General features: G+C 70.9%; 17 protein-coding genes and 1 pseudogene. 10 read left to right on the top strand and 8 right to left on the bottom strand.

The window, feature by feature from the left end; all coding sequences use genetic code 11:
* Positions 1 to 77 precede the first annotated feature (77 nt).
* Positions 78 to 2,042 (top strand): hypothetical protein, encoded by a 1,965-nt coding sequence (locus OV079_RS35895; RefSeq protein ID WP_267773976.1) that lies wholly within the window; start codon positions 78 to 80, stop codon positions 2,040 to 2,042.
* Here OV079_RS35895 and OV079_RS35890 read toward each other — a convergent pair.
* Positions 1,996 to 5,514: an alkaline phosphatase D family protein gene (locus tag OV079_RS35890; RefSeq protein WP_267773975.1), complete on the bottom strand. Its 3,519-nt coding sequence runs from the start codon at positions 5,512 to 5,514 to the stop codon at positions 1,996 to 1,998. The two genes, OV079_RS35895 and OV079_RS35890, sit on opposite strands and share 47 nt — an antisense overlap.
* Positions 5,515 to 5,945: 431 nt before the next feature.
* Positions 5,946 to 6,467, bottom strand: coding sequence for a P-loop nucleotide/nucleoside kinase family protein (locus tag OV079_RS35885; protein WP_267773974.1), 522 nt, complete (start codon positions 6,465 to 6,467; stop codon positions 5,946 to 5,948).
* A gap of 187 nt (positions 6,468 to 6,654) precedes the next feature.
* On the opposite strand from OV079_RS35885, the gene OV079_RS35880 reads away from it, so the two are divergent.
* The gene (locus OV079_RS35880) at positions 6,655 to 7,002 is read left to right on the top strand and encodes a helix-turn-helix domain-containing protein (RefSeq protein ID WP_267773972.1); all 348 of its coding nucleotides are present in this window, start codon (positions 6,655 to 6,657) and stop codon (positions 7,000 to 7,002) included.
* A 205-nt stretch (positions 7,003 to 7,207) separates the two neighbouring features.
* Here the strand turns inward: OV079_RS35880 and OV079_RS35875 are convergent, their stop codons facing one another.
* From OV079_RS35875 to OV079_RS35865, 4 genes and pseudogenes are all read right to left on the bottom strand, one after another.
* Positions 7,208 to 7,756 (bottom strand): GNAT family N-acetyltransferase, encoded by a 549-nt coding sequence (locus OV079_RS35875; RefSeq protein ID WP_267773970.1) that lies wholly within the window; start codon positions 7,754 to 7,756, stop codon positions 7,208 to 7,210.
* 586 nt (positions 7,757 to 8,342) lie between these two features.
* Positions 8,343 to 8,489: pseudogene (locus OV079_RS59180) on the bottom strand (3-oxoacyl-[acyl-carrier-protein] synthase III C-terminal domain-containing protein); the annotation flags it as partial.
* A gap of 371 nt (positions 8,490 to 8,860) precedes the next feature.
* On the bottom strand, positions 8,861 to 9,640 hold the full coding sequence (locus OV079_RS35870; RefSeq protein WP_267773968.1) for a thiamine pyrophosphate-dependent enzyme: 780 nt from the start codon (positions 9,638 to 9,640) through the stop codon (positions 8,861 to 8,863).
* Positions 9,637 to 10,596, bottom strand: a complete 960-nt coding sequence (locus tag OV079_RS35865; RefSeq protein ID WP_267773966.1) for a thiamine pyrophosphate-binding protein — start codon at positions 10,594 to 10,596, stop codon at positions 9,637 to 9,639. Before OV079_RS35865 ends, OV079_RS35870 begins: the two co-directional genes overlap by 4 nt.
* Before the next feature lie 254 nt (positions 10,597 to 10,850).
* Here OV079_RS35865 and OV079_RS35860 point away from each other — a divergent pair, with 254 nt between their 5' ends.
* From OV079_RS35860 to OV079_RS35840, 5 genes are all read left to right on the top strand, one after another.
* The gene (locus OV079_RS35860; RefSeq protein WP_267773965.1) at positions 10,851 to 11,516 is read left to right on the top strand and encodes a hypothetical protein; all 666 of its coding nucleotides are present in this window, start codon (positions 10,851 to 10,853) and stop codon (positions 11,514 to 11,516) included.
* 339 nt (positions 11,517 to 11,855) lie between these two features.
* On the top strand, positions 11,856 to 12,470 hold the full coding sequence (locus tag OV079_RS35855) for a hypothetical protein (protein WP_267773963.1): 615 nt from the start codon (positions 11,856 to 11,858) through the stop codon (positions 12,468 to 12,470).
* Positions 12,471 to 12,509: 39 nt separating this feature from the next.
* Positions 12,510 to 12,923 carry a hypothetical protein gene (locus OV079_RS35850; protein ID WP_267773961.1) on the top strand — a complete coding sequence of 138 codons (414 nt, stop codon included), beginning with the start codon at positions 12,510 to 12,512 and terminating at the stop codon, positions 12,921 to 12,923.
* Complete coding sequence (locus OV079_RS35845) at positions 12,911 to 13,864, top strand: hypothetical protein (protein WP_267773960.1); 954 nt, start codon at positions 12,911 to 12,913, stop codon at positions 13,862 to 13,864. Before OV079_RS35850 ends, OV079_RS35845 begins: the two co-directional genes overlap by 13 nt.
* Positions 13,858 to 14,196: a hypothetical protein gene (locus OV079_RS35840; RefSeq protein ID WP_267773959.1), complete on the top strand. Its 339-nt coding sequence runs from the start codon at positions 13,858 to 13,860 to the stop codon at positions 14,194 to 14,196. Before OV079_RS35845 ends, OV079_RS35840 begins: the two co-directional genes overlap by 7 nt.
* Positions 14,197 to 14,352: 156 nt before the next feature.
* Here OV079_RS35840 and OV079_RS35835 read toward each other — a convergent pair whose 3' ends face one another.
* Positions 14,353 to 15,114, bottom strand: coding sequence for a hypothetical protein (locus OV079_RS35835; protein WP_267773958.1), 762 nt, complete (start codon positions 15,112 to 15,114; stop codon positions 14,353 to 14,355).
* Between the two features lie 96 nt (positions 15,115 to 15,210).
* Between OV079_RS35835 and OV079_RS35830 the strand changes: the two genes are divergently transcribed.
* Together OV079_RS35830 and OV079_RS35825 are read left to right on the top strand one after the other, a co-directional pair.
* On the top strand, positions 15,211 to 15,582 hold the full coding sequence (locus OV079_RS35830) for a hypothetical protein (RefSeq protein WP_267773956.1): 372 nt from the start codon (positions 15,211 to 15,213) through the stop codon (positions 15,580 to 15,582).
* Positions 15,583 to 15,713: 131 nt separating this feature from the next.
* On the top strand, positions 15,714 to 15,878 hold the full coding sequence (locus tag OV079_RS35825; protein ID WP_267773955.1) for a hypothetical protein: 165 nt from the start codon (positions 15,714 to 15,716) through the stop codon (positions 15,876 to 15,878).
* On the opposite strand, the gene OV079_RS35820 is transcribed toward OV079_RS35825, so the two are convergent.
* Entirely contained in the window at positions 15,879 to 16,337 is a 459-nt protein-coding gene (locus OV079_RS35820; protein ID WP_267773954.1) for a hypothetical protein, read from the bottom strand.
* Positions 16,338 to 16,749: 412 nt separating this feature from the next.
* Here OV079_RS35820 and OV079_RS35815 point away from each other — a divergent pair, with 412 nt between their 5' ends.
* Positions 16,750 to 16,989 carry a hypothetical protein gene (locus tag OV079_RS35815; protein ID WP_267773953.1) on the top strand — a complete coding sequence of 80 codons (240 nt, stop codon included), beginning with the start codon at positions 16,750 to 16,752 and terminating at the stop codon, positions 16,987 to 16,989.
* Positions 16,990 to 17,100 lie beyond the last annotated feature (111 nt).

The raw sequence follows: 17,100 nt of genomic DNA, 5'->3' as shown, positions 1-17,100 counted from the left end.
CGCACAAGGAGTGGACGATGCGAAGTGGAACCAGGCAGCGGCTGGCGGGTGTGACTTGCGGTCTTCTGACCCTAGGCGTGGCGCAGACGGGTCTCGCGGCCGATCAGTACCTCGAGCTCGAGCCGCCGAAGACGCTCACGGGCCGCGGATACGGCTACAACAGCATCAGCCGCGAATTCGTGCTGCGCCAGTGTGTGCAGTTCGGCAACGGCCTGCTCGACGGCTCGGGCGCGAGCGGCGACGAGTTCAAGTTCAGCTCGATCATCTCCAATCTGCAGCTGGCCGACGAGATGAACCTGGCCGTCAATACCAAGTTCTCGGCGTCGATGGGGCTCGTCAGCGCCAACGCCAGCTCGAAGGTCGACTTCTTCCAGACGACCAAGACCAACTTCAATACGCACACGATCCTCGCCAAGTATCACAACGTCGAGCCGATGAAGTTCGTCGCCGGCGACATCAACCTCAAGCCCGAGTACCTGGCGATGGTCGGCACCCCGGCGTTCCGCGCCCAGTGCGGCGACTACATCGTGATCGGCGAGCAGAAGGGCCGGTGGTTCTTCGGCACCGTCCAGCTGTCGGTGCGCGACACCCTGACGGAGAGCAAGCTGGCGGCCAGCGGGGTGATCGGGGTCGAGTACGCGACCATGAACGCCGAGGTCGGCGTCAGCACGATCAACAAGCTCAAGCAGGCCAGCAACACCCAGGACCTCGAGATCCACGTGACCTCGAGCGGGACGAACAGCGCCAGCTTGTCGGTCGACCAGTTCCTGCAGCAGGTGCAGGCCTTCCCCGGCCAGAACGGGGCCAAGCAGACGTTCAAGCTGATGGCGGTGCCGTACGAGGACATCGTCGCCAACTGGCCGGTGGGCAACCCGCTGGCCCCGCTGACCTCGGAGCAGAAGCTGACGAAGCTGGCCGAGGCGGCCTGGGGTCTGACCGCGCTGATCGACGACTCGGACTTCATGATCCAGAACGCCAAGCTGTTCGCGCTCGGGACCACGCCGGCCAAGCGCGACGCTCGGATCGCCTACATCAAGTCGCGCCGGACCTTCTACCAGGCCCAGCTCGCCGACATGCGCAACCGGGCGCGCGACTGCGACGTCGACTGGACGGGCAAGCCGGCCTGCGAGTCGCTGTACAACACGTGGAAGGACTTCGAGGACTTCGTGGTCGCCGAGTACGACCAATTCCCGATGCGCTACGTGTCGGAGTGCTACGCCGCGCGCGACGCCGGCGACGCGATCCAGAGCAAGCTGAGGCAGGCGCTGGCGACCACCACGGGTCAGTTCAGCAACACCAAGGGCGACCGCGAGATGGGCGGCGGGCCGGTCAACTTCAGCGCCAACCTGACGTTCAAGTCCGACCACACGGGCGGCGACCCGCTCGACGTGCGCAAGCTGCTGTCGACGCTGAAGATCCGGATGGAGGAGTCGAAGGCCGACCACACCACCTTCGAGACCACGCTGAAGACGTCGGTGTTCGACCTGGCGGCGCCGTCGCCGGGCGAGACGCTGGCCCAGTGCTCGTACGCGGGCACCGGCGTGAAGTCCGAGTTCGTGAGCCCCGACGTCGGGGCGGTCTGCGCGCCGCTGAAGGTGATCAACAAGAAGGCCTACGACGACTGCGTCGCGGGGCTCCAGAACATCAAGTACCACGGCATGCTCAGCGGCAAGACCGGCGAGGACCCGCGCACCGAGACGTTCAACAAGAACAGCCGCGGCGTGCTGACCTCGATGAAGTGCACGGTCGACTCGAGCTCCGGCAACGACACCCCGATGATCGGCTGCCAGTCGATCGACCTGAGATCGATCCCCCTCGACCTCGTCAATCGCCAGGACGTCGTCGCCGACGGCTGGGTCGCGCCCAAGCAGACCGACGTCAAGAAGCTGACGCCGCTCATCAAGCCGACGATGCAGCGCAGCAACGCCCTGCGCAAGCTGATAAGGCCGACGACCGCCGTGGTGGCCAAGGCCTCGCGCTGCGCCGAGGGCCTCGTCAGCGTCGCGGGGCAGTGCTTGCCGAAGCTGAAGAAGACCCGGTGACGGCCCGCGCGGGCGCGGTGGTGGGCTGCTCGGCCGGGTCCGGCCCGGGCACCTCCGCCGCGCCGCTCAGGACCGTGCGGTACTTCTGCTTGCCCTTGTCGTCGTGGTAGCGGGCCACGACCGAGCCGTCCTGCTTGACCTCCAGCACCCCGTAGTTGGGGCCGTCGATGATGGCGAAGCCGCCGTGCTCGGCCACGTCGGTGACGTGCTGGGGCAGCATGTCCTCGAACACCCAGGCGTCGAGCGGGCCGGCGATGAGCTCGTGGATCCCCGTCTCGCCGTCGACGATATGCCACGCGAGGTGGTAGTCGCCGGACAGGACGATCACCGTGCCCGGGGGCTCGCTGGCGAACACGGTGCGCAGCTCGTCGCGCTCCTCCGGGTAGGCGTGCCAGCTGTCCTTGCCGAACGGGACGAACATCGGCACGCTGGAGACGACCAGCTTGGTGCGCGCGGTCGACGACTTCAGCGCGGTGACGAGCCACTCCTTCTGCGCCTCGCCGAGCATGGTCTTGCCGGCGCCGGGCAGGTCGCGGAAGCTGCGGACGTCGAGCATGAACACCTCGACCTGCGGGGCCGGGCGGAACGAGCGGTAGAGGCCGACGTCGTCGGGGTCGGCGCTGCGCACCGGCCACTGTTCGCGGAACACCTGGCGGGCGACGGCGAGGTTCTCGGTCTCGCGGTGGGCGTTGTTGCTGATCTCGTGGTCGTCCCAGATCGCGGCGGTCGCGGTCGAGGCGAGGAACGACTGCAGGGCCTCGTCGCGGCGGACCAGCTTGTGGCGGGCGCGGTAGGTCTTGAGGTCCTTGCCCTTGTTCTTCTTCGGGATGTCGGCGTACATGGTGTCGCCGAGCATCAGGAACACGTCGGGCTTCTCGCGCTTGAGCGGGGCGAAGATCTGGAACGGGGCGTTGTCGGCCAGCAGGTCGGCGCTCCAGGCGATCTTGACGTTGCGCGGCTTGTCGGGCGCGGTGGTGAAGCTGGCGGTGTCGCTGACGAGGCGCTCGCCCTCGTGGGTGAGGACGGCGCGGTACCAGTAGCGGGTGCCCGGGTTGAGGCCGGTGACGTCGACGAGGCGGATGTGGTCGCCCTCGGCGGTGACCTCCTTGGCGGTGGTCTCGAGCGCGTCCTTGAACCTGGCGTTCTTGGCCAGCTCGAAGTGGATCGGCGCCGGCAGGGTCGAGCGGGCCCACAGGAGGACCGAGTCCTGGCCGACCTCGAAGGCGGCCGGCTTGGCGGCGAACAGCGGCTTGGGCGGCTTGGGTTTGGCGCGCTCCGAGTTGAGGGCGTCGAGCAGGTCCTCGAGGTCGTCGGCGACGTCGGGGCGGACGGACAGCGCGCTCTGCTCCTCCTTGGGGTCGTTCTCGAGGTCGAACAGCTGGGCGGTGTCGTTCTTGAGGTCGCGGATCAGCTTCCAGCGGCCGTGGACGACCGCCTGCATGTCGGTGGTGCGCTGGGCCTGGTTCGACATGTAGCGGTGCAGCTCGGTGAACACCGGCCGCTCCGCGGGGTAGGTGCCGTCCTCGATCAGCGGCAGCAGGTTGACGCCGTCGATGCCGGTGAGGTCGCCGCCGGCGAGGGCGAGCATGGTGGCGGTGGCGTCGAGCGTCGACACCGGCTGGCGGAACACCTGGCCGCCGCGGCCGGGCAGGCACATCATCATCGGCACGCGCACCTGCTCCTCGTACAGCGAGGTGCCGTGGGTGTTGTTACGGTGGTCGCCGAGCGCCTCGCCGTGGTCGGCGACCAGGAAGATCGCCGTCTTGTCGCGCAGGCCGCGTTGCTCGAGGCCGTCGATGAACTCGCCGAGCGCCCCGTCCATCGTCTGCACGAGCTCGGCGTAGGCCTCGCGGTCGCCGTGCGACTCGTGCGGGTCGAACAGGTGGATCCACTGGAAGAACCGCTTGCCCTTGGCCTTGTCGATCTGCTTCAGCGCCAGCGGCAGGACCTTGGGGCTGGCCGGCTCGCGGAAGCTCATGGTGTTGAAGTCGGTGTATTCGTCGAAGCCGGGGTCGAAGCCGGCGTCCTTGCGGAAGAACCGGCTGTAGCCGTCCCACGGGGTCGCGAGCGTGCGCAGGCCGGCGCCCTTCATCCGCTGGGCCAGGTTGCCCTCGGGCGGGATCTGCGGGATCGTGGTGTATTGCACGCCGTTGGTGAGGCTGCGGATGTCGGCGGCGGTGGCCTTGTTGGGATTGATCAATTTGCCGTCCCACATCCACAGGTCCCATTGAATGTGGGCGCTGTAGCGGCCGAGCATCAAGGCGCCCATGCCGATCGCGGTGCGCGAGCCGGGGGCGTAGGCGCGGCGGAAATCGGCGCACTGGGCCGCGAGCGCGGACAGGCGGGGGGCGGCGCTCTTGTCGGCGTCGTCGGGGTCGGGCAGGGCGTCGGCGCGGAGGGCGTCGACGCTGATCAGGATGATGTTCCAGTCGTTCTTCGGGGCCTCGACGTCGTGGTAGAGCGGGTGGTCGAGCTCTTTGAGGTGGCCGCGGGTGCGGCCCTCGCCGCGCCGCAGGTAACGCATCATCGAGGTGCCGACCGTCGAGTCGCCGACCTGGGCGCGGAAGCCCCGGTCGCTGACGTAGCCGCCGAAGGCGACCACGGCGAAGCCGGCGGCGGCGGCGGCGACGAGGCCGAGGGCGAGGCCGCCGGCGCGCGCGAGCTTGCGGATGGTGGTGGGGGCGACGCGCCAGCGCTCGAGCTGGAGCTGGGCGAGGCCGCGGCTCAGGGCGGCGTCGAGGCTGAGGACCGCGACGAGCTGCAGCCACAGGTGGACCGCGGGGTAGAGGCCGACCATGAAGCGGCGGTCGGCGAACATGAAGCCGAGGCCGACCAGCGCCGCCAGGCCGCTCCAGGCGGCCCACCAGCGCGAGCGCGGGGCGACGCCGACCCGGCTGGCCACGCGCGCGCCCCACGGCAGCAGCAGCGCCAGCGAGGCGGCCCAGGTGCCGAACCAGAGCACGGCGTGCAGGCGCTCGGTGCCCTCGCGGACCACCGCGAAGGTGTCCTCGGAGACATGTACGTAGAGGAACAGGGCGACCAGCTGGACGGCGGCGACGGCGGTGGCGAGCCAGAAGCGCGGGTCCTCCGGGGCGCCGAGGCGCGGGGCCAGGCGCTCGACGGCGACCACGACGGCGGCCGCGAACACGAGGCCGGCGGGCAGCGCGACGGTCAGGGCCGCGGGCGACTGGAGGCCGAGGATCAGCGCGGTCAGCAGCAGCAGCGGGGCGGTCATGATCAGCGCCGCGACCCGGCGCAGGCGGCGGACGGTCAGCCCGCCCGCCGGCAGCACGGCGCCGACCAGGTCGAGGACGACGAAGCCGGCGACGAGGAAGGCGGCGCCGCCGAACAAGAACAGCCCGAGCCGCGGCGAGCTCAGGGCGTCGGGGGCGACGAGGCAGGCGAGCGCCACGGCGGTGGCGAGCGATGCCGAAAATCGGTACTTCGAGGTCGTCTCGGCGATAGATAGCATGGCGGTCAGCGAGTCCGCGGCGAAAAAACCGCAGGCAAAGTCAAGTCAAGTCAGGTGCGCCGATTCGCGGCGAGCGCAGCTTCGAGGTCCCACGCCGGCGCGGTCGCGGGGCCGCTGCGTCGCTCAGGCACGCGATCGCTCGAGCGCCCGCGAGACCGCCATACGAACTGTCAGTAAGAAGAAGTTAAGTGGCATTTCTGTGAGGCTACCCGGGCCGCCGTCGCAGTCAAGGCAAATCCCGCCGGCGAACGCCCCGCTCTCGGGCCCGGCCCGAGGTCGCCCCGCCGCGACAGCCCGCGCGGAGTTCCGGTGTCACCAGGCGCGCGAAAGGAGCCGGCCGAACTGCGATGCGCGAAATCGGGCGCGGCGCCGCGAATGACGAGACCACGCAATGTCGACAGCGCCGCCGGTACGCACATTGCGAGCGGCGCTCACGACAGTCCGTATGCGTCGAGCCCGAGCGCGGCGACGACCTGCTCGACGGCGGCGGCGTCGCCGAGCTGCGCGGTGTCGACGACGACCCGCGGCGCGGCCTGCCAGGGCTCGAACTCCCGCGCCTCGACGTCGCGCCAGGTCGGCAGGACGTGGCCGGGGATGTCGGCCAGGCGGGTCTCGACGCGGCGCCGGTGCTCGCGGCGATCGCCGCAGACGACCTCGACGTCGCAGCAGACGACGCCGGCGGCGCGGGCGAGGTCGTGCCAGGCGGTGCGGGTGGCGGCGAGCGGATTGACCGCGTCGGCGACGACGGTGAAGCCGCCGGCGAGCAGATCGCCGGCGAGCGCGCGGGCGACGGCGTAGCCGCGACCGCCGAGGTCCGCGAGCGGCAGACCGTCGCGCACCAGCGCCTGCTCGATGGTGTCGATGCGCAGGTGGACGCCGCCGAGGCGCGCGGCCAGAGCCCGCGCGAGGGTGGTCTTGCCGACGCCAGGGAGCCCCGAGAGCGCGATCAACACCCGGTTCAGAGTGCCATGATTGGCGCGCCCGCAGACGCCGGCGCCGGCCGGCCGATCGCCCCCAAAGAGGCCGCTCACGTGCGAAGAGCGATTCCGCGCAGGTGGTATTCACTCCAGAGTTGGCCGTACAACGTTTCGACTTCTAACTTGACGCCCAGCGCCGATCGCGTTAGCCCGCAATCACTGCATGGCCGAGATGCCCCGAGAGCTGTTCTCCGCGACCTCCGCCGAGGGTGACCCGCTGTCGCCGGGCGCCAAGGTCGTGCTCGCGTACCTGTGGACGTTCGTCGACGCGAACCTGGCCGCGACCTACCGCAACCGCAAGGGCCCGGCCAAGGCGCCGCGCGTGATCTGCGACGCCGAGGAGATCGGCAAGGTGTTCCAGATCGATGCAGAGGCGGTCCGCCGCCACCTGCGCGCGCTCAAGGACGCCGGCTACGCGGTCCACCACCAGGACGACTCCGACAGCTCGCTGGCCCTGCTCGACGGCAAGCACCGCGACGAATACCTCAAGGTGTTCGGGCCCAAGGCCTGAGCGGCGAATCACCGCAGGGACGGTGCGGTGATTGGCCGGCGCCGCGCGGCGATGATTGTGGGGAGGCCGGGACGCTGCGGTCCGGCCGACGAATTCGCGCGAGGAAACGGGCGGCCGATCGGCCCGCGGCCTCGCTCGCGCGCCGCGGGCCGCCGGTTTTGACGACATGTCCGATCGGGCATGCTCCAAACGCCAGGCGCCCGGATCACGCCGGGTGCTCGGCGAGCCAGCTGGCGGCGTCCCGGGTGAAGAAGGCCAGCGGGTCGCTGCCGTAGGCGGGGAAGTGGCGCTCGCCGTCGCGGCGGAGGCCGACCTTGAGCAGCACGCGCTGCGAGTCGACGTGCGGCAGGTCGGTGATCGCGGAGATCTGCGGCAGCCCGAGCTCGGCGAAGCCGTAACGCAGCAGGCGCGCGGCCATCTCGGTGGCGTAGCCCCGGCCCCAGTACTCGGGGTAGAGCAGGTAGCCGACCTGGATCACCGTGTCGTCGCGGACATGATTTAATAAGTGCATGCCGACCGGCTCGCCGGTGGCTCGCTCGCTGGTGAGCCAGATGCCGAGGCCGGGGTGCCGATCGTAGTAGGCGAGGATCCGCTCGCGCAGCATCGCCTCGGTCCGGGCCCGGTCGTAGACGCCGCCGGCGAATTGCATGACCCGAGGGTCGCCATGCAGGCGCACCAGCAGGTCGAGGTCGTCGGCGGTGTAACGGCGCAGCACCAGGCGCTCGGAGGTCAGCGTGTCGTGCGGGGCTCTCATGACCGCAGCACGGTAACACGCGGCACGCGGCCGACTGACGCTTGCAGCGAGCCGCGTGACGGCGAGCCGGCGCGAGGCGGATCCTCGGGTCGCCCGGTCGCGCGCAACAGCGTTCTGGCCGGTCACGCGCGCGCAGCAGCAGCGCGGAGAAGTTCTGACCGCAGCCGAGACCCATGAGCACGAGGTGGCGGCTCTGCAGCGCGCGCGCGTGCAGCGACAGGACGATCGCCGCGGTCGCCAGGGTGCAGTTGCCGAGCGTCTCGACCACGCTCGGCAGCTCGGCCGGGCCGAGCTCGCGCTGCCAGGCGTCCAGCGCGGGGCGGTTGGGCTGGTGGGTGACGAGCGCGACCTCGGCCGGCGACAGCCCGTGGCGCGCGAGCAGGCCGCTCCACAGCCGCGACGGGGCCGCGGTCCCCAGCTCGGCGTAGACGCGGCGGGCGGGGGCCTCGAACACGTAGGTGGGCCGCGGGTCGGTGCCCTCGGCGGCGCTCCGCGGTCGGCGGACCTGCACCGTCATCGCCTCGCGCAGCTCGCTGTGGGTCTCGCCGAGCTCGTCGACGAAGCGGAACAGGCCGCCGCGGCCGACCACCACCGCGCCGGCGCCGTCGCCGATGCCGAAGGCCCCGGCGTCGGCGTAGTCGACCAGGCGGCTCCAGCCGGCCGCCGCGACGACCAGGGCGCGCTCGCAGCGGCCGGCCGCGACCGCCTCGCACGCGCTCGTCAGCGCGACCACGAAGTTGGTGAACTCGGAGTGGATCGGCACCACGGTCGCGTCGCGGCGCAGACCGAGCTCGGCGTGCAGCGCGAACAGACCGCTCGGCAGCAGGTGCTCGGCCGGCGAGACTGCGCCGTACAGGCGATCGATCGCGGTCGCGGGAACGCCGGCGTCCGCGAGCGCCGCCTGGGCCGCGCGCACGCCGAGCGCCTCGACGCGCTCGCCCGCGGCCAGCACCCGCCGCTCGCGGAAGCCGGTGAACGGCCCGGCAGGCGGCAGCGCCGCGAACAGCGGATCGTCGTTGTGACGGATCGTGTCGGGCACGGCGTGCCCGAAGCCGAGGATCCCGACCTCGGTGATCACGCAGCACCTGCCGGGAGTCGCAGCACTCACGCGGCACCGGCCGGGCCGGGCGACCGGTCGGTGCCGAAGAACTCTGCGACTGCGCGGGCGCGGCGGGCCAGCGTCGGCGCCATCACCGTCGGGTCGACGCGGACGTTGATGACGGTGGGTTGCGAGCCGGCGAGGGCCTCGCGCAGGGCGGCCTGCAGCGACGGCACGTCGTCGACGTCGACGCCGACGGCTCCGAAGCCGCGCGCCACCGCGGCCGCGTCGATCCGCCGGTGGAAGCCGTAGAAGCCGGCGTCGCCGCCGAACGCCAGCTGTTCGCCCTGCTGGATCATCCCGTGGCCGGCGTTGTCGAGCACCACCCACGTCACCGGCACGCCGAGCTCGACGGCGGTGTGGACCTCGAAGCCGTGCATGGCGAACGCCGCGTCGCCGGTGAGCGCCATGGCGCGGCGTCCGGGGGCGGCCAGCGCCGCGCCGATCACCCCCGCGACCGCGCTGCCCATCGCCGCCAGGCCCATGTCGCTGAAGTACGTGCCCGGCCGGCGCGCCTCGAAGTGATGACCGGCCCACAGGTTCGAGTTGCCGGTGTCGACGAACAGCAGGCCGTCGTCGGGCAGCGCCGCGCGCAGCTCGGTGATCACCCGCGGCGGCGACAGCGGCGAGGCCTCGGAGACGCGCTGCTCCGGCTGCTCCCACCGCGGCACCTCGCGCGCGAGGCTCACCAGGGCCTCCGGGGTCGCGCGCGGCGGATCGGCGGGCAGCGCCTCGGCGATCGCGTCGAGGGTCGCCCGCGCGTCGCCGACGAGGCCGAGCGTCACCGGGTATTCTTCCCGATCTGCAGCGGATCGACGTCGACTTGCAAGAACGCCTGTGCGCGCAGCCGCTGGCTCCACGCGCTCGAGGCGAACTCGCCGAGGCTCGAGCCGACCACGAGGATCACGTCGTCGTCCTCGAGGTAGCGGTCGGACCGCGCGTGGCCGCCCATCCCGAACACGCCGAGCGACAGCGGGTGATCCTCGGGGAACACCGACTTGCCCTTCGGCGTGGTCACCACCGGCGCCTGCAGCCGCTCGGCCAGGCGCAGCAGCGCCGGCTCGGCGCGGGCCAGCGCGACCCCGTGGCCGGCGAACAGCGTCGGCCGCCGCGCCCCCGCGAGCAGCTGCGCAGCCTGTGCGACGTCCTCGGCGCGCGCCACCGACACGCATTGCGGGCGGTAGCTCGCCGGCTCGCGCACCTCGTACGGCACCTTCACGCGCGCGAGGTCGGCGGGCAGGTTGAGGTGGACCGGCCCGGGGCGGCCCGTGGTCGCAGTGCGCAGCGCGTGTCGTAGCATTCGCATGCCCATCTGCGCGGTCACCACCATCGCCGACAGCTTCGTGATGGGCCGCAAGATCTCCACGACATCGACCCCGTGCCACGTGCTCTCCTGGATCGCCCCCAGGCCGAACATCCCGGTCGCCACCTGGCCCGTGAGGTAGAGGACCGGCAGCGAATCGGCGTGAGCCGAGGCCACGCCCGTCAGCGCGTTGGTGGCCCCCGGGCCGGAGGTGACGCAGCAGACGGCAGGCTCGCCGCGGACGCGCGCGTGGGCGTTGGCCATGAAGGCCGCGCCCGCCTCGTGGCGCGCCAGCACGAAGCGCATGCGCCCTCGGGCCTTGAGCGCCTCGAACAGCGCGCTCAGCGGGCCGCCCGGGACCCCGAAGACGTGCGAGACCCCCTCGAGCTCGAGCTGCTCGAGGAGCTGATGAATGAGCGGGGCTTCGGTGGCCATCATCTGGTCTATGGCCGTCGCCCGGCGATCAATTGCCGGGGCGCGTTTTCGGGCCGGGAGCGAGGCGCGACATGGACCTGTCTTTTGGAGCAGATTGGTGCGGCCCGCGCGGCGGGACAGGCATCGGGCGGCCTGCGAGATCTGCGTCCCAGGGCCTGCGGCGGGCCCCTCCGGCGGCTGCGGTCGATTTTTTTACCGACGCCGTAATTGATTCGCCGGCGCGTGGAACGTGCAGGTTGCGACCAGGAAAAACTTCGATGCCTGCCTCCCGACTCTCTTTCACCGCCATCCTTCTATCCACCGCGCTGCTCGCCGCTTGCGACGAAGAACCGGCCGAGTCGTCGGACGAGCCGAAGAGCTCGCGGAGCGTCGAGCGAATGCGAGAGCGAGCGGGCAAGCTCGCCGCCGTGCGGGAGCTCGCGCGCGCGGACGCGGCCAGCGTCGCCGATGAGCTCGCCGCCGAGCGCTGGCTCCGGGTCGACGGCGGCGTGCGGGCCGACGCCCATCGATCGCGCCACGTGCTCCTCGCCGGCGAGCTCAGCGAGGCGCCCGCGACCTACGCGGCGCTCAAGCAGGACCTGGGCGACCGCGTGGTGCGGGAGGTCTTGCTCGGCGGCGAGGATGCCGCCCGCCCGGTCGTGTTCCGCGACGTGGACGAGGGCATCTATACGGTGTGCGTCAGCGCCACGGGTCCTGCCAGCCCCGAGGAGCGCGCGCTGCTCGAGCGGGCCGTGGCGATCTACGAGGCCGACGGCCCGCAGCCCTTGAACGGCGAGAAGCTGCAGGCCGCCGTCGCCGCGGCGCAGGCCGAGACCGGCCACAAGCCGAAGCACCTCGACTGGGGCCCGCTGTCGCTCCGGTGCCGCCGGGTCGAGGTCGACGCGCGCCCCGAGAGCCGCATCGCCGCCTTCGAGCCGGCGTGAACGACAGCCGAGACGAGGTCGGCGCGCCTCGTCGGGACCAGCGAATTCAGAAGGTCCGGCAGCGAGGCGGCACCGTGCACCGCGGGCTCACACGACGGCGCTCGAGGCGGATGAGACCCAGCGGAAGCGGGTGAGAGCTCGCTACCTCGCGATCGAGCACGGTCCGCGTGCAAGGATGATTCGCGGAGCTCGCAGGCGCTACTGGCTTGCGTGGTGCCGAGTGAGCGAGCTCTACTTCGTTGCTGTTGCACCGAACGTACATGACGAGATGTTCAGGCCGAGAAGACTCCCCGGCGCGGATCACATCTGGCACCCTGTCGAGCCGTGATGCAGAGCCCGATGTCCCTGTCTCTCGCGTGCCTGCTCGCGTTCGAGGCCGCAGATCCAGCCCCGGTCCGCGAGCCGGAGTGCGAGCGCGCCGACGACCGATGCCAGGCCGGGCTTTACCTGCGGCGCGCGACGACGGCGAAGCAAGACCGCCACCGCGCGATGACCCTGCTCGTAGCGCATCGAGCCCACCTCGTCGGCGCGCTCGCGAAGGACACCAGCGCCAAGCACGACGCGACGCCCGAGGTCGTTCGCCCGACCCTGTCGCGCGAGGAGCAGCGCGAGCGTCTTCTCTTGCGGATCGGCGTGGGCACGCTCGTACCGGGGGCGCTGCTGTTCATCCCCATGGCCGCGCTCCTGGGCCATCGCGCGGCCGGTGAGCGCGAGCTGGCGGTCCTCAACCTCGACACCGCCGGCCGGCCCACGAGCGCAGCGGAGGACGCGACGGCGGCCGCACTCGGCCAGCGCTACACGAGCACGACCGCCGGAGCGATCGCCCTCGGGATCACCGGTGGCGTGCTCGCCGTGACGGGCATCGCTCTCCTGGCGATGGACACACGCCGCGTGGCAGTCGCACCCTGGGGAGCGCGAGGCCTCGGCGGTCTGGTGCTGACGGGCAGATTTTGAAGCATGCGCGATTTCGCGTTGTCCCGTATAGTGCCCGTCATGCCCCGTCCGTCCCTCGCCGTCCCGATGTTGCTGACGAGCGTGGCCGCGTGCACCTCCCCGCAGTACGCGATCTATCAGCAGCAGCACGCGGGCGACGGGAGCTCGGGGGCTTCGGCGAGCAACGACACGGGCGCCGAGACGAGCAGCGACTCGCCGCTGACCAACTCCGGGCCGAACAGCACCGCCGAGACGCACGCGACCGCGACGACGCAGAGCGAGAGCGAGGGGACCGCCGGAGACAGCGCGAGCACGGGCGACGACGGCAAGGCAGTGCCGGTCGCGGTCGAGGTGTTCGTGGAGCCGTCGCCGGTCACGGAGGTCGGCCCAGTGCAGGTGTCGATCTCGACGTCGCGCCCCGTCGCATCGATCGATGTCTTTAAAAGAATGAGAACGAAGACGTGCCGCTGGTGATGGGCGCCGCGCCCGGGAACCCCGTCCACGTGTTCGAGGTAACTTCGGAGGACGTGCCCGGCGACGGGATGCACACGATCCGCGCCGTGGCTCACGCGGCCGACGGCGTCAGCGGCGAGAGCAGCGAGGCGCTGCTGATCGACGTCCAACCCGGCGGCAGCGACGTGTGGCCGCCCTACGTGAAGGCCGGGCCGATCAACGGCTTCACGAGCGCGGCGCTGCGAGGCAACGGGATCGACGTCGCCGGTTACTTCGAGACGAACGATGGGCTCGAGGCGGTGGCGGTGCGCATCGACGGGACGAAAGGCCAGCCGGAGGGCGCACCCGTGTTGCTCGGGCCGGTCGCCGTGACGGGCGGCGGCCGCGGACCGGCGATCGCCGCGGCGGGCGACGATGCGGCGTTCGTGGCATGGACGCAGGCCGACAAGGGCTCGACACGGTGGGCGGTGTCGCGGGTGAAATTCGGCGAGGCGAAAGGGCCTGTGTGGACGGGGCCGAGCAAGACGTCGGCGAACGCGATCGCGGTGGTCGATGACATGCTGATCGTGGTCGGTGGGATCGAGATCGGCCCGAACACGCACGACCTCGGGGTCTGGTGGGTCTCGGCCGAGAGCGGGGATGTTCTGGACGTTCAGACGTTCGCGCCGCCTCCTGGGGATGACCCTAACAACTGGCGCGACGAGGTCGCGCGGGGCGTCGCGATGGTGGACGACGAGGTCGTCGTGGTCGGCGAGCGTGAGACCAAGAACCTCGACGACGCTCTCGTCCGCCGTACCGTGGTTCTGCGCTACAGCCTGGTTGGCGAAGCGCTCAGTGAGTGGACCTCGCCGGGCGAGCTGATGGACGAGGACGGGGGATGGCCATCGCGCCGCTGCGTGGAGGCGGCTTCGTCGTCACCGGGTTCGGCCGCAACTTACAAAGCAGCACACGTCTGGTGCTGACGCGCTGGTTTACGGCCGAGGGTGAGGCGGGCCCCGTACGAATCGAGCCGACGACCGCAGACGCGGTCGGCTTGGCAATCAGCGAGGATCGCGAGGGCAAGCTCGTGATCGTGGGTACCCTGCAGCAGCCCATGACCGACGCAAACGCCTGGGTCTTCGCGGTCCCCGGCCCGGCCGGCGCCCCTGCGTGGGAGGTCGTCCGCAACGGGCCAGGCCAGGGGCCGGACGAAGCCGCGGGCCTCGCTGTCGACGCCTGGGGCTACAGCTACGTCGTAGGCAGCGAGTTTGATGCGCTACAGCCGCGGGCGTTCGCACTGCGTTTGTACCCGTAGATGTAACGAGCGGTCCAAAGGCGGCCAGCTCCGCTTTGCTCGGGCCCGGGGCTTCAGCTGTTGCGGCGAGTGCGGGTTTATGATGAGCCGCGCCGTCAAGGCCCGCGAGCCAGGTCATTTCTACGGAGCGAAGTCTCCAGCCCAACCGGCCCATCCTCACTGCGGCACGAACACGTCGCACTGGAACTTGATCTTCGTGGCTGCAGCAGTGAAGTATTCCGCGTAACCGTCCGCGCAGATCGAGCCGAACACAGAGTGCGGCACGAGCTCGGTCCAGATCCTCAGTTCGTGGGGAGTAATCGTCCCGGTGTAGCCGCACAGGCCGTTCGGATCCTCGACGTCAGTCGTGATCACGAGCAGCACGACCGCGTCCGCGTCGCCACCTTTTGCGTCGACGAGGGCTGCGGCCCAATCCTCCGCATCGCCCACGCTCTCCTGGTCGAAGGTGTCCTGGATCACTACCACGACCAGGAGCGCGTCGTCGCGGAGGAACCCCTCGTTGCACCCGCCGGGTGCGTGGAGGTCGTCGGCGAGTGCCAGGACCGTCGCGCCTGCGGTGCCATCCGCGCCGTTCGTCCCCATCGACGCGATGCATGTGAACGCGTCCTCGAGCTTCGGCTGCCCTGTCGTGATGTAGCGGAGGCCGCTGGCGAGCTCGCAACGCTGGTTGCTCGCGCCCTTGCCGATCGGGTAGGTCATGCCGGCGCCGCGGACGAGGTCGCAGGGTTGCGGAGCCACGCCGCACGGGAACTCGGGGAGGTCGGCGCACGTATCCTGGCAGCCCGCGCAGCTCGGGTAGCCCCAGAAGCCCGCCGTGTTCGCGGACAGGATGTGGTAGTCGAAGTCCGCGAACTCGCTCTCGAGCGTGGCGATGAAGCCCGGGAAGCTCGCCTTGAGCCGCGCTTGCTTGGGCTCCATCGTCTGCGCGCCGCTGATCGTGAAGAGGAAGTCGACCTTGCCCTTGCAACCCGGGGAGGGCCGTCGCCGCCGTCCGGGATGGTGCCGACGTCGGGGATGCCGCCCGAGATCGTCGAGCCGGTGGAGCTGCTGGCCGTGCTCGCGGCGGCCGAGTCGTCGGCCGAAGTGGTGGAGGTCGACGTCGCGGTGGACGTGTCACCGCCGCTCGAGGTGGACTCCGGTGGGGGGGCGGTCGTGATGCTCGTGCTGAAGGCCATCTGGTCGCCGTCGCGGTTGCAGGCGGCGAGCATGAGGGCGGTGAGCGCGAGACGACGCATCACCGTGAGCGTAGCGCCGGGCGCGAAGACTTCACGCATGCGGGACCCGCGGTTAGAAAGGGTTGCTGACGTGCGTGAGGCCAGAGACGCCTCCCGCTGGAGCGGGCTCCACGGCAGCGCTCGTTCCCGTCGACGAACCTCGCGCATGTGAGTTCCTCGCGGACCCATCCGTGCCGAGACGATCGATGCGCAGCACCGCGGACGACGTTCCACGAGCTCCTCGCTTGCCGCCTCCCGGAGCCGCTTCACACTTGCCGCCCAACCTCGACGAAAGGCAACAGCATGAGCAAGGAAAACGGTAGCAAGGGTGGCGGTGAGAACAAGGGCGGTGAGGGAAGCAAGGGCGGTGGTGACGGCGGTAGCAAGGGCAACGGCGGGAACTGGCCGAGCAAGACCGGCAACCCTTCGGGCGGTGGCAGAGGCAACAACCCTCCGTCGAAGGGCTAGCTAGTCGAAGCCGCCTCGAGGTCCGCTCGCTCGAGGCGCTGGTTCCCCGCGAGTCGGCGCCGGCGCCGGCTCGTCGCGCATGTCCGTGAGGACAGCCCAGAGCACAATCGCGAGCCCTGCGATCGGCCACACGAAGCCGGAGCCTTGCCAGACGCTCGCCGCCCCGCCGAGGCACAGGGCGACGGCGAGCAGCCCGAACAGCGCCTCGCGGGCGGATGCTCGGGCGAAGATGCCGAGGTAGACCGCCGCCAAGCCGAGCGCTACTGCAGCGACGGCCAGCGACGCGCTGGCGAGGAGAACGACGCCGGAGACGATCGTCGCCGTGACGGAGAACAGGAGCAGCACCGGCCGAGCCACGACGCCCAGGGCGAGGAGCAGGGCGACGCACGTATACGCGAGTCCGCACCAGCGCAGCGCGAGAGTGCCGAAGCGGCGGGGCGAGGACGCAGTGTCGCTCATGGTGGCGAAGCCGGGCGAGGGAGCGCCGCGAAAGGGTGCACGAGCGAGGGCGTGCTCGCGGATGCCGAGCTTACTCGCGCATTGTCGCCCAAGAATCTCCGTGGTTCAAGTCGATGAAAAGCTGTCCTGAAGGACAGCTCAATGCGACGTGTCGTCGTGGCTCGCGGCCCGCCCTGGTGGGGCGGGGTGATGTTCGTGCCGAAGCCCCCGGCAGGCCCGAACCAGCCGCCGCGAGCGCTCGAGGGATCGGCCCATCCTCGTGTTCGCGCGCGCCTCAGACCGCGGGTCGCGGCGCGCGCCGGGACGGTACGCTTCGCTCCACGTCCCCGGACGAGCACCCCTGCGGCGCGACGGTCCCGACCCGGCCGGCGGACTCGCTCGCCGGCGCGTGGCGTAGTACGCTCTCGACGACATGCTCAGCCTCGCGCTCGTCAACCTCCTCGTGGTCGCGGACGTGCCGCCGGCCGACGCGGACGTGCCGCCGGCCGACGCGGCCTTCCACCGCGGGACCGGCTGGTACTCGGCGGGCACGACGGTGCCGGAGCCGCCGATCGCCCTCGCGCTGGTGATCGTCGCCGCCGCGGGGATGCGCGTGCGGGAGCGCCGGCGCAGGGCTGCGGCGGCATCGACGAGCCCCGCGGACCCGGCTTGATCGAGGTCGGCGGCTCGAGCGGCGGCAGACGTCACGCCAGCCGCTCGGCGGTCGAATGCTCCGACTTCGCCGGATTGCTGGGACTTCGCCGCGAGGTTGTCGCTCCCGCGC

It is taken from the genome of Nannocystis pusilla (assembly GCF_026626665.1).
In the GTDB taxonomy this organism is placed as follows: Bacteria; Myxococcota_A; Polyangia; order Nannocystales; family Nannocystaceae; genus Nannocystis; species Nannocystis pusilla.
The sequence above is the reverse complement of the archived record's forward strand: the minus strand, read 5'-3'. Positions and strand labels throughout refer to the sequence as shown.

What these genes read in the sequence shown, in the direction of transcription:
- OV079_RS35860 (WP_267773965.1), top strand. Translation starts at nt 10,851, where the DNA reads ATGCCTGCCTCCCGACTCTCTTTCACCGCCATCCTTCTATCCACCGCG.
- OV079_RS35865 (WP_267773966.1), bottom strand. Translation starts at nt 10,596, where the DNA reads ATGATGGCCACCGAAGCCCCGCTCATTCATCAGCTCCTCGAGCAGCTC.
- OV079_RS35850 (WP_267773961.1), top strand. Translation starts at nt 12,510, where the DNA reads ATGCCCCGTCCGTCCCTCGCCGTCCCGATGTTGCTGACGAGCGTGGCC.
- OV079_RS35855 (WP_267773963.1), top strand. Translation starts at nt 11,856, where the DNA reads ATGTCCCTGTCTCTCGCGTGCCTGCTCGCGTTCGAGGCCGCAGATCCA.
- OV079_RS35820 (WP_267773954.1), bottom strand. Translation starts at nt 16,337, where the DNA reads ATGAGCGACACTGCGTCCTCGCCCCGCCGCTTCGGCACTCTCGCGCTG.
- OV079_RS35875 (WP_267773970.1), bottom strand. Translation starts at nt 7,756, where the DNA reads ATGAGAGCCCCGCACGACACGCTGACCTCCGAGCGCCTGGTGCTGCGC.
- OV079_RS35890 (WP_267773975.1), bottom strand. Translation starts at nt 5,514, where the DNA reads ATGCTATCTATCGCCGAGACGACCTCGAAGTACCGATTTTCGGCATCG.
- OV079_RS35880 (WP_267773972.1), top strand. Translation starts at nt 6,655, where the DNA reads ATGGCCGAGATGCCCCGAGAGCTGTTCTCCGCGACCTCCGCCGAGGGT.
- OV079_RS35825 (WP_267773955.1), top strand. Translation starts at nt 15,714, where the DNA reads ATGAGCAAGGAAAACGGTAGCAAGGGTGGCGGTGAGAACAAGGGCGGT.
- OV079_RS35830 (WP_267773956.1), top strand. Translation starts at nt 15,211, where the DNA reads ATGCCGCCCGAGATCGTCGAGCCGGTGGAGCTGCTGGCCGTGCTCGCG.
- OV079_RS35835 (WP_267773958.1), bottom strand. Translation starts at nt 15,114, where the DNA reads ATGGAGCCCAAGCAAGCGCGGCTCAAGGCGAGCTTCCCGGGCTTCATC.
- OV079_RS35815 (WP_267773953.1), top strand. Translation starts at nt 16,750, where the DNA reads ATGCTCAGCCTCGCGCTCGTCAACCTCCTCGTGGTCGCGGACGTGCCG.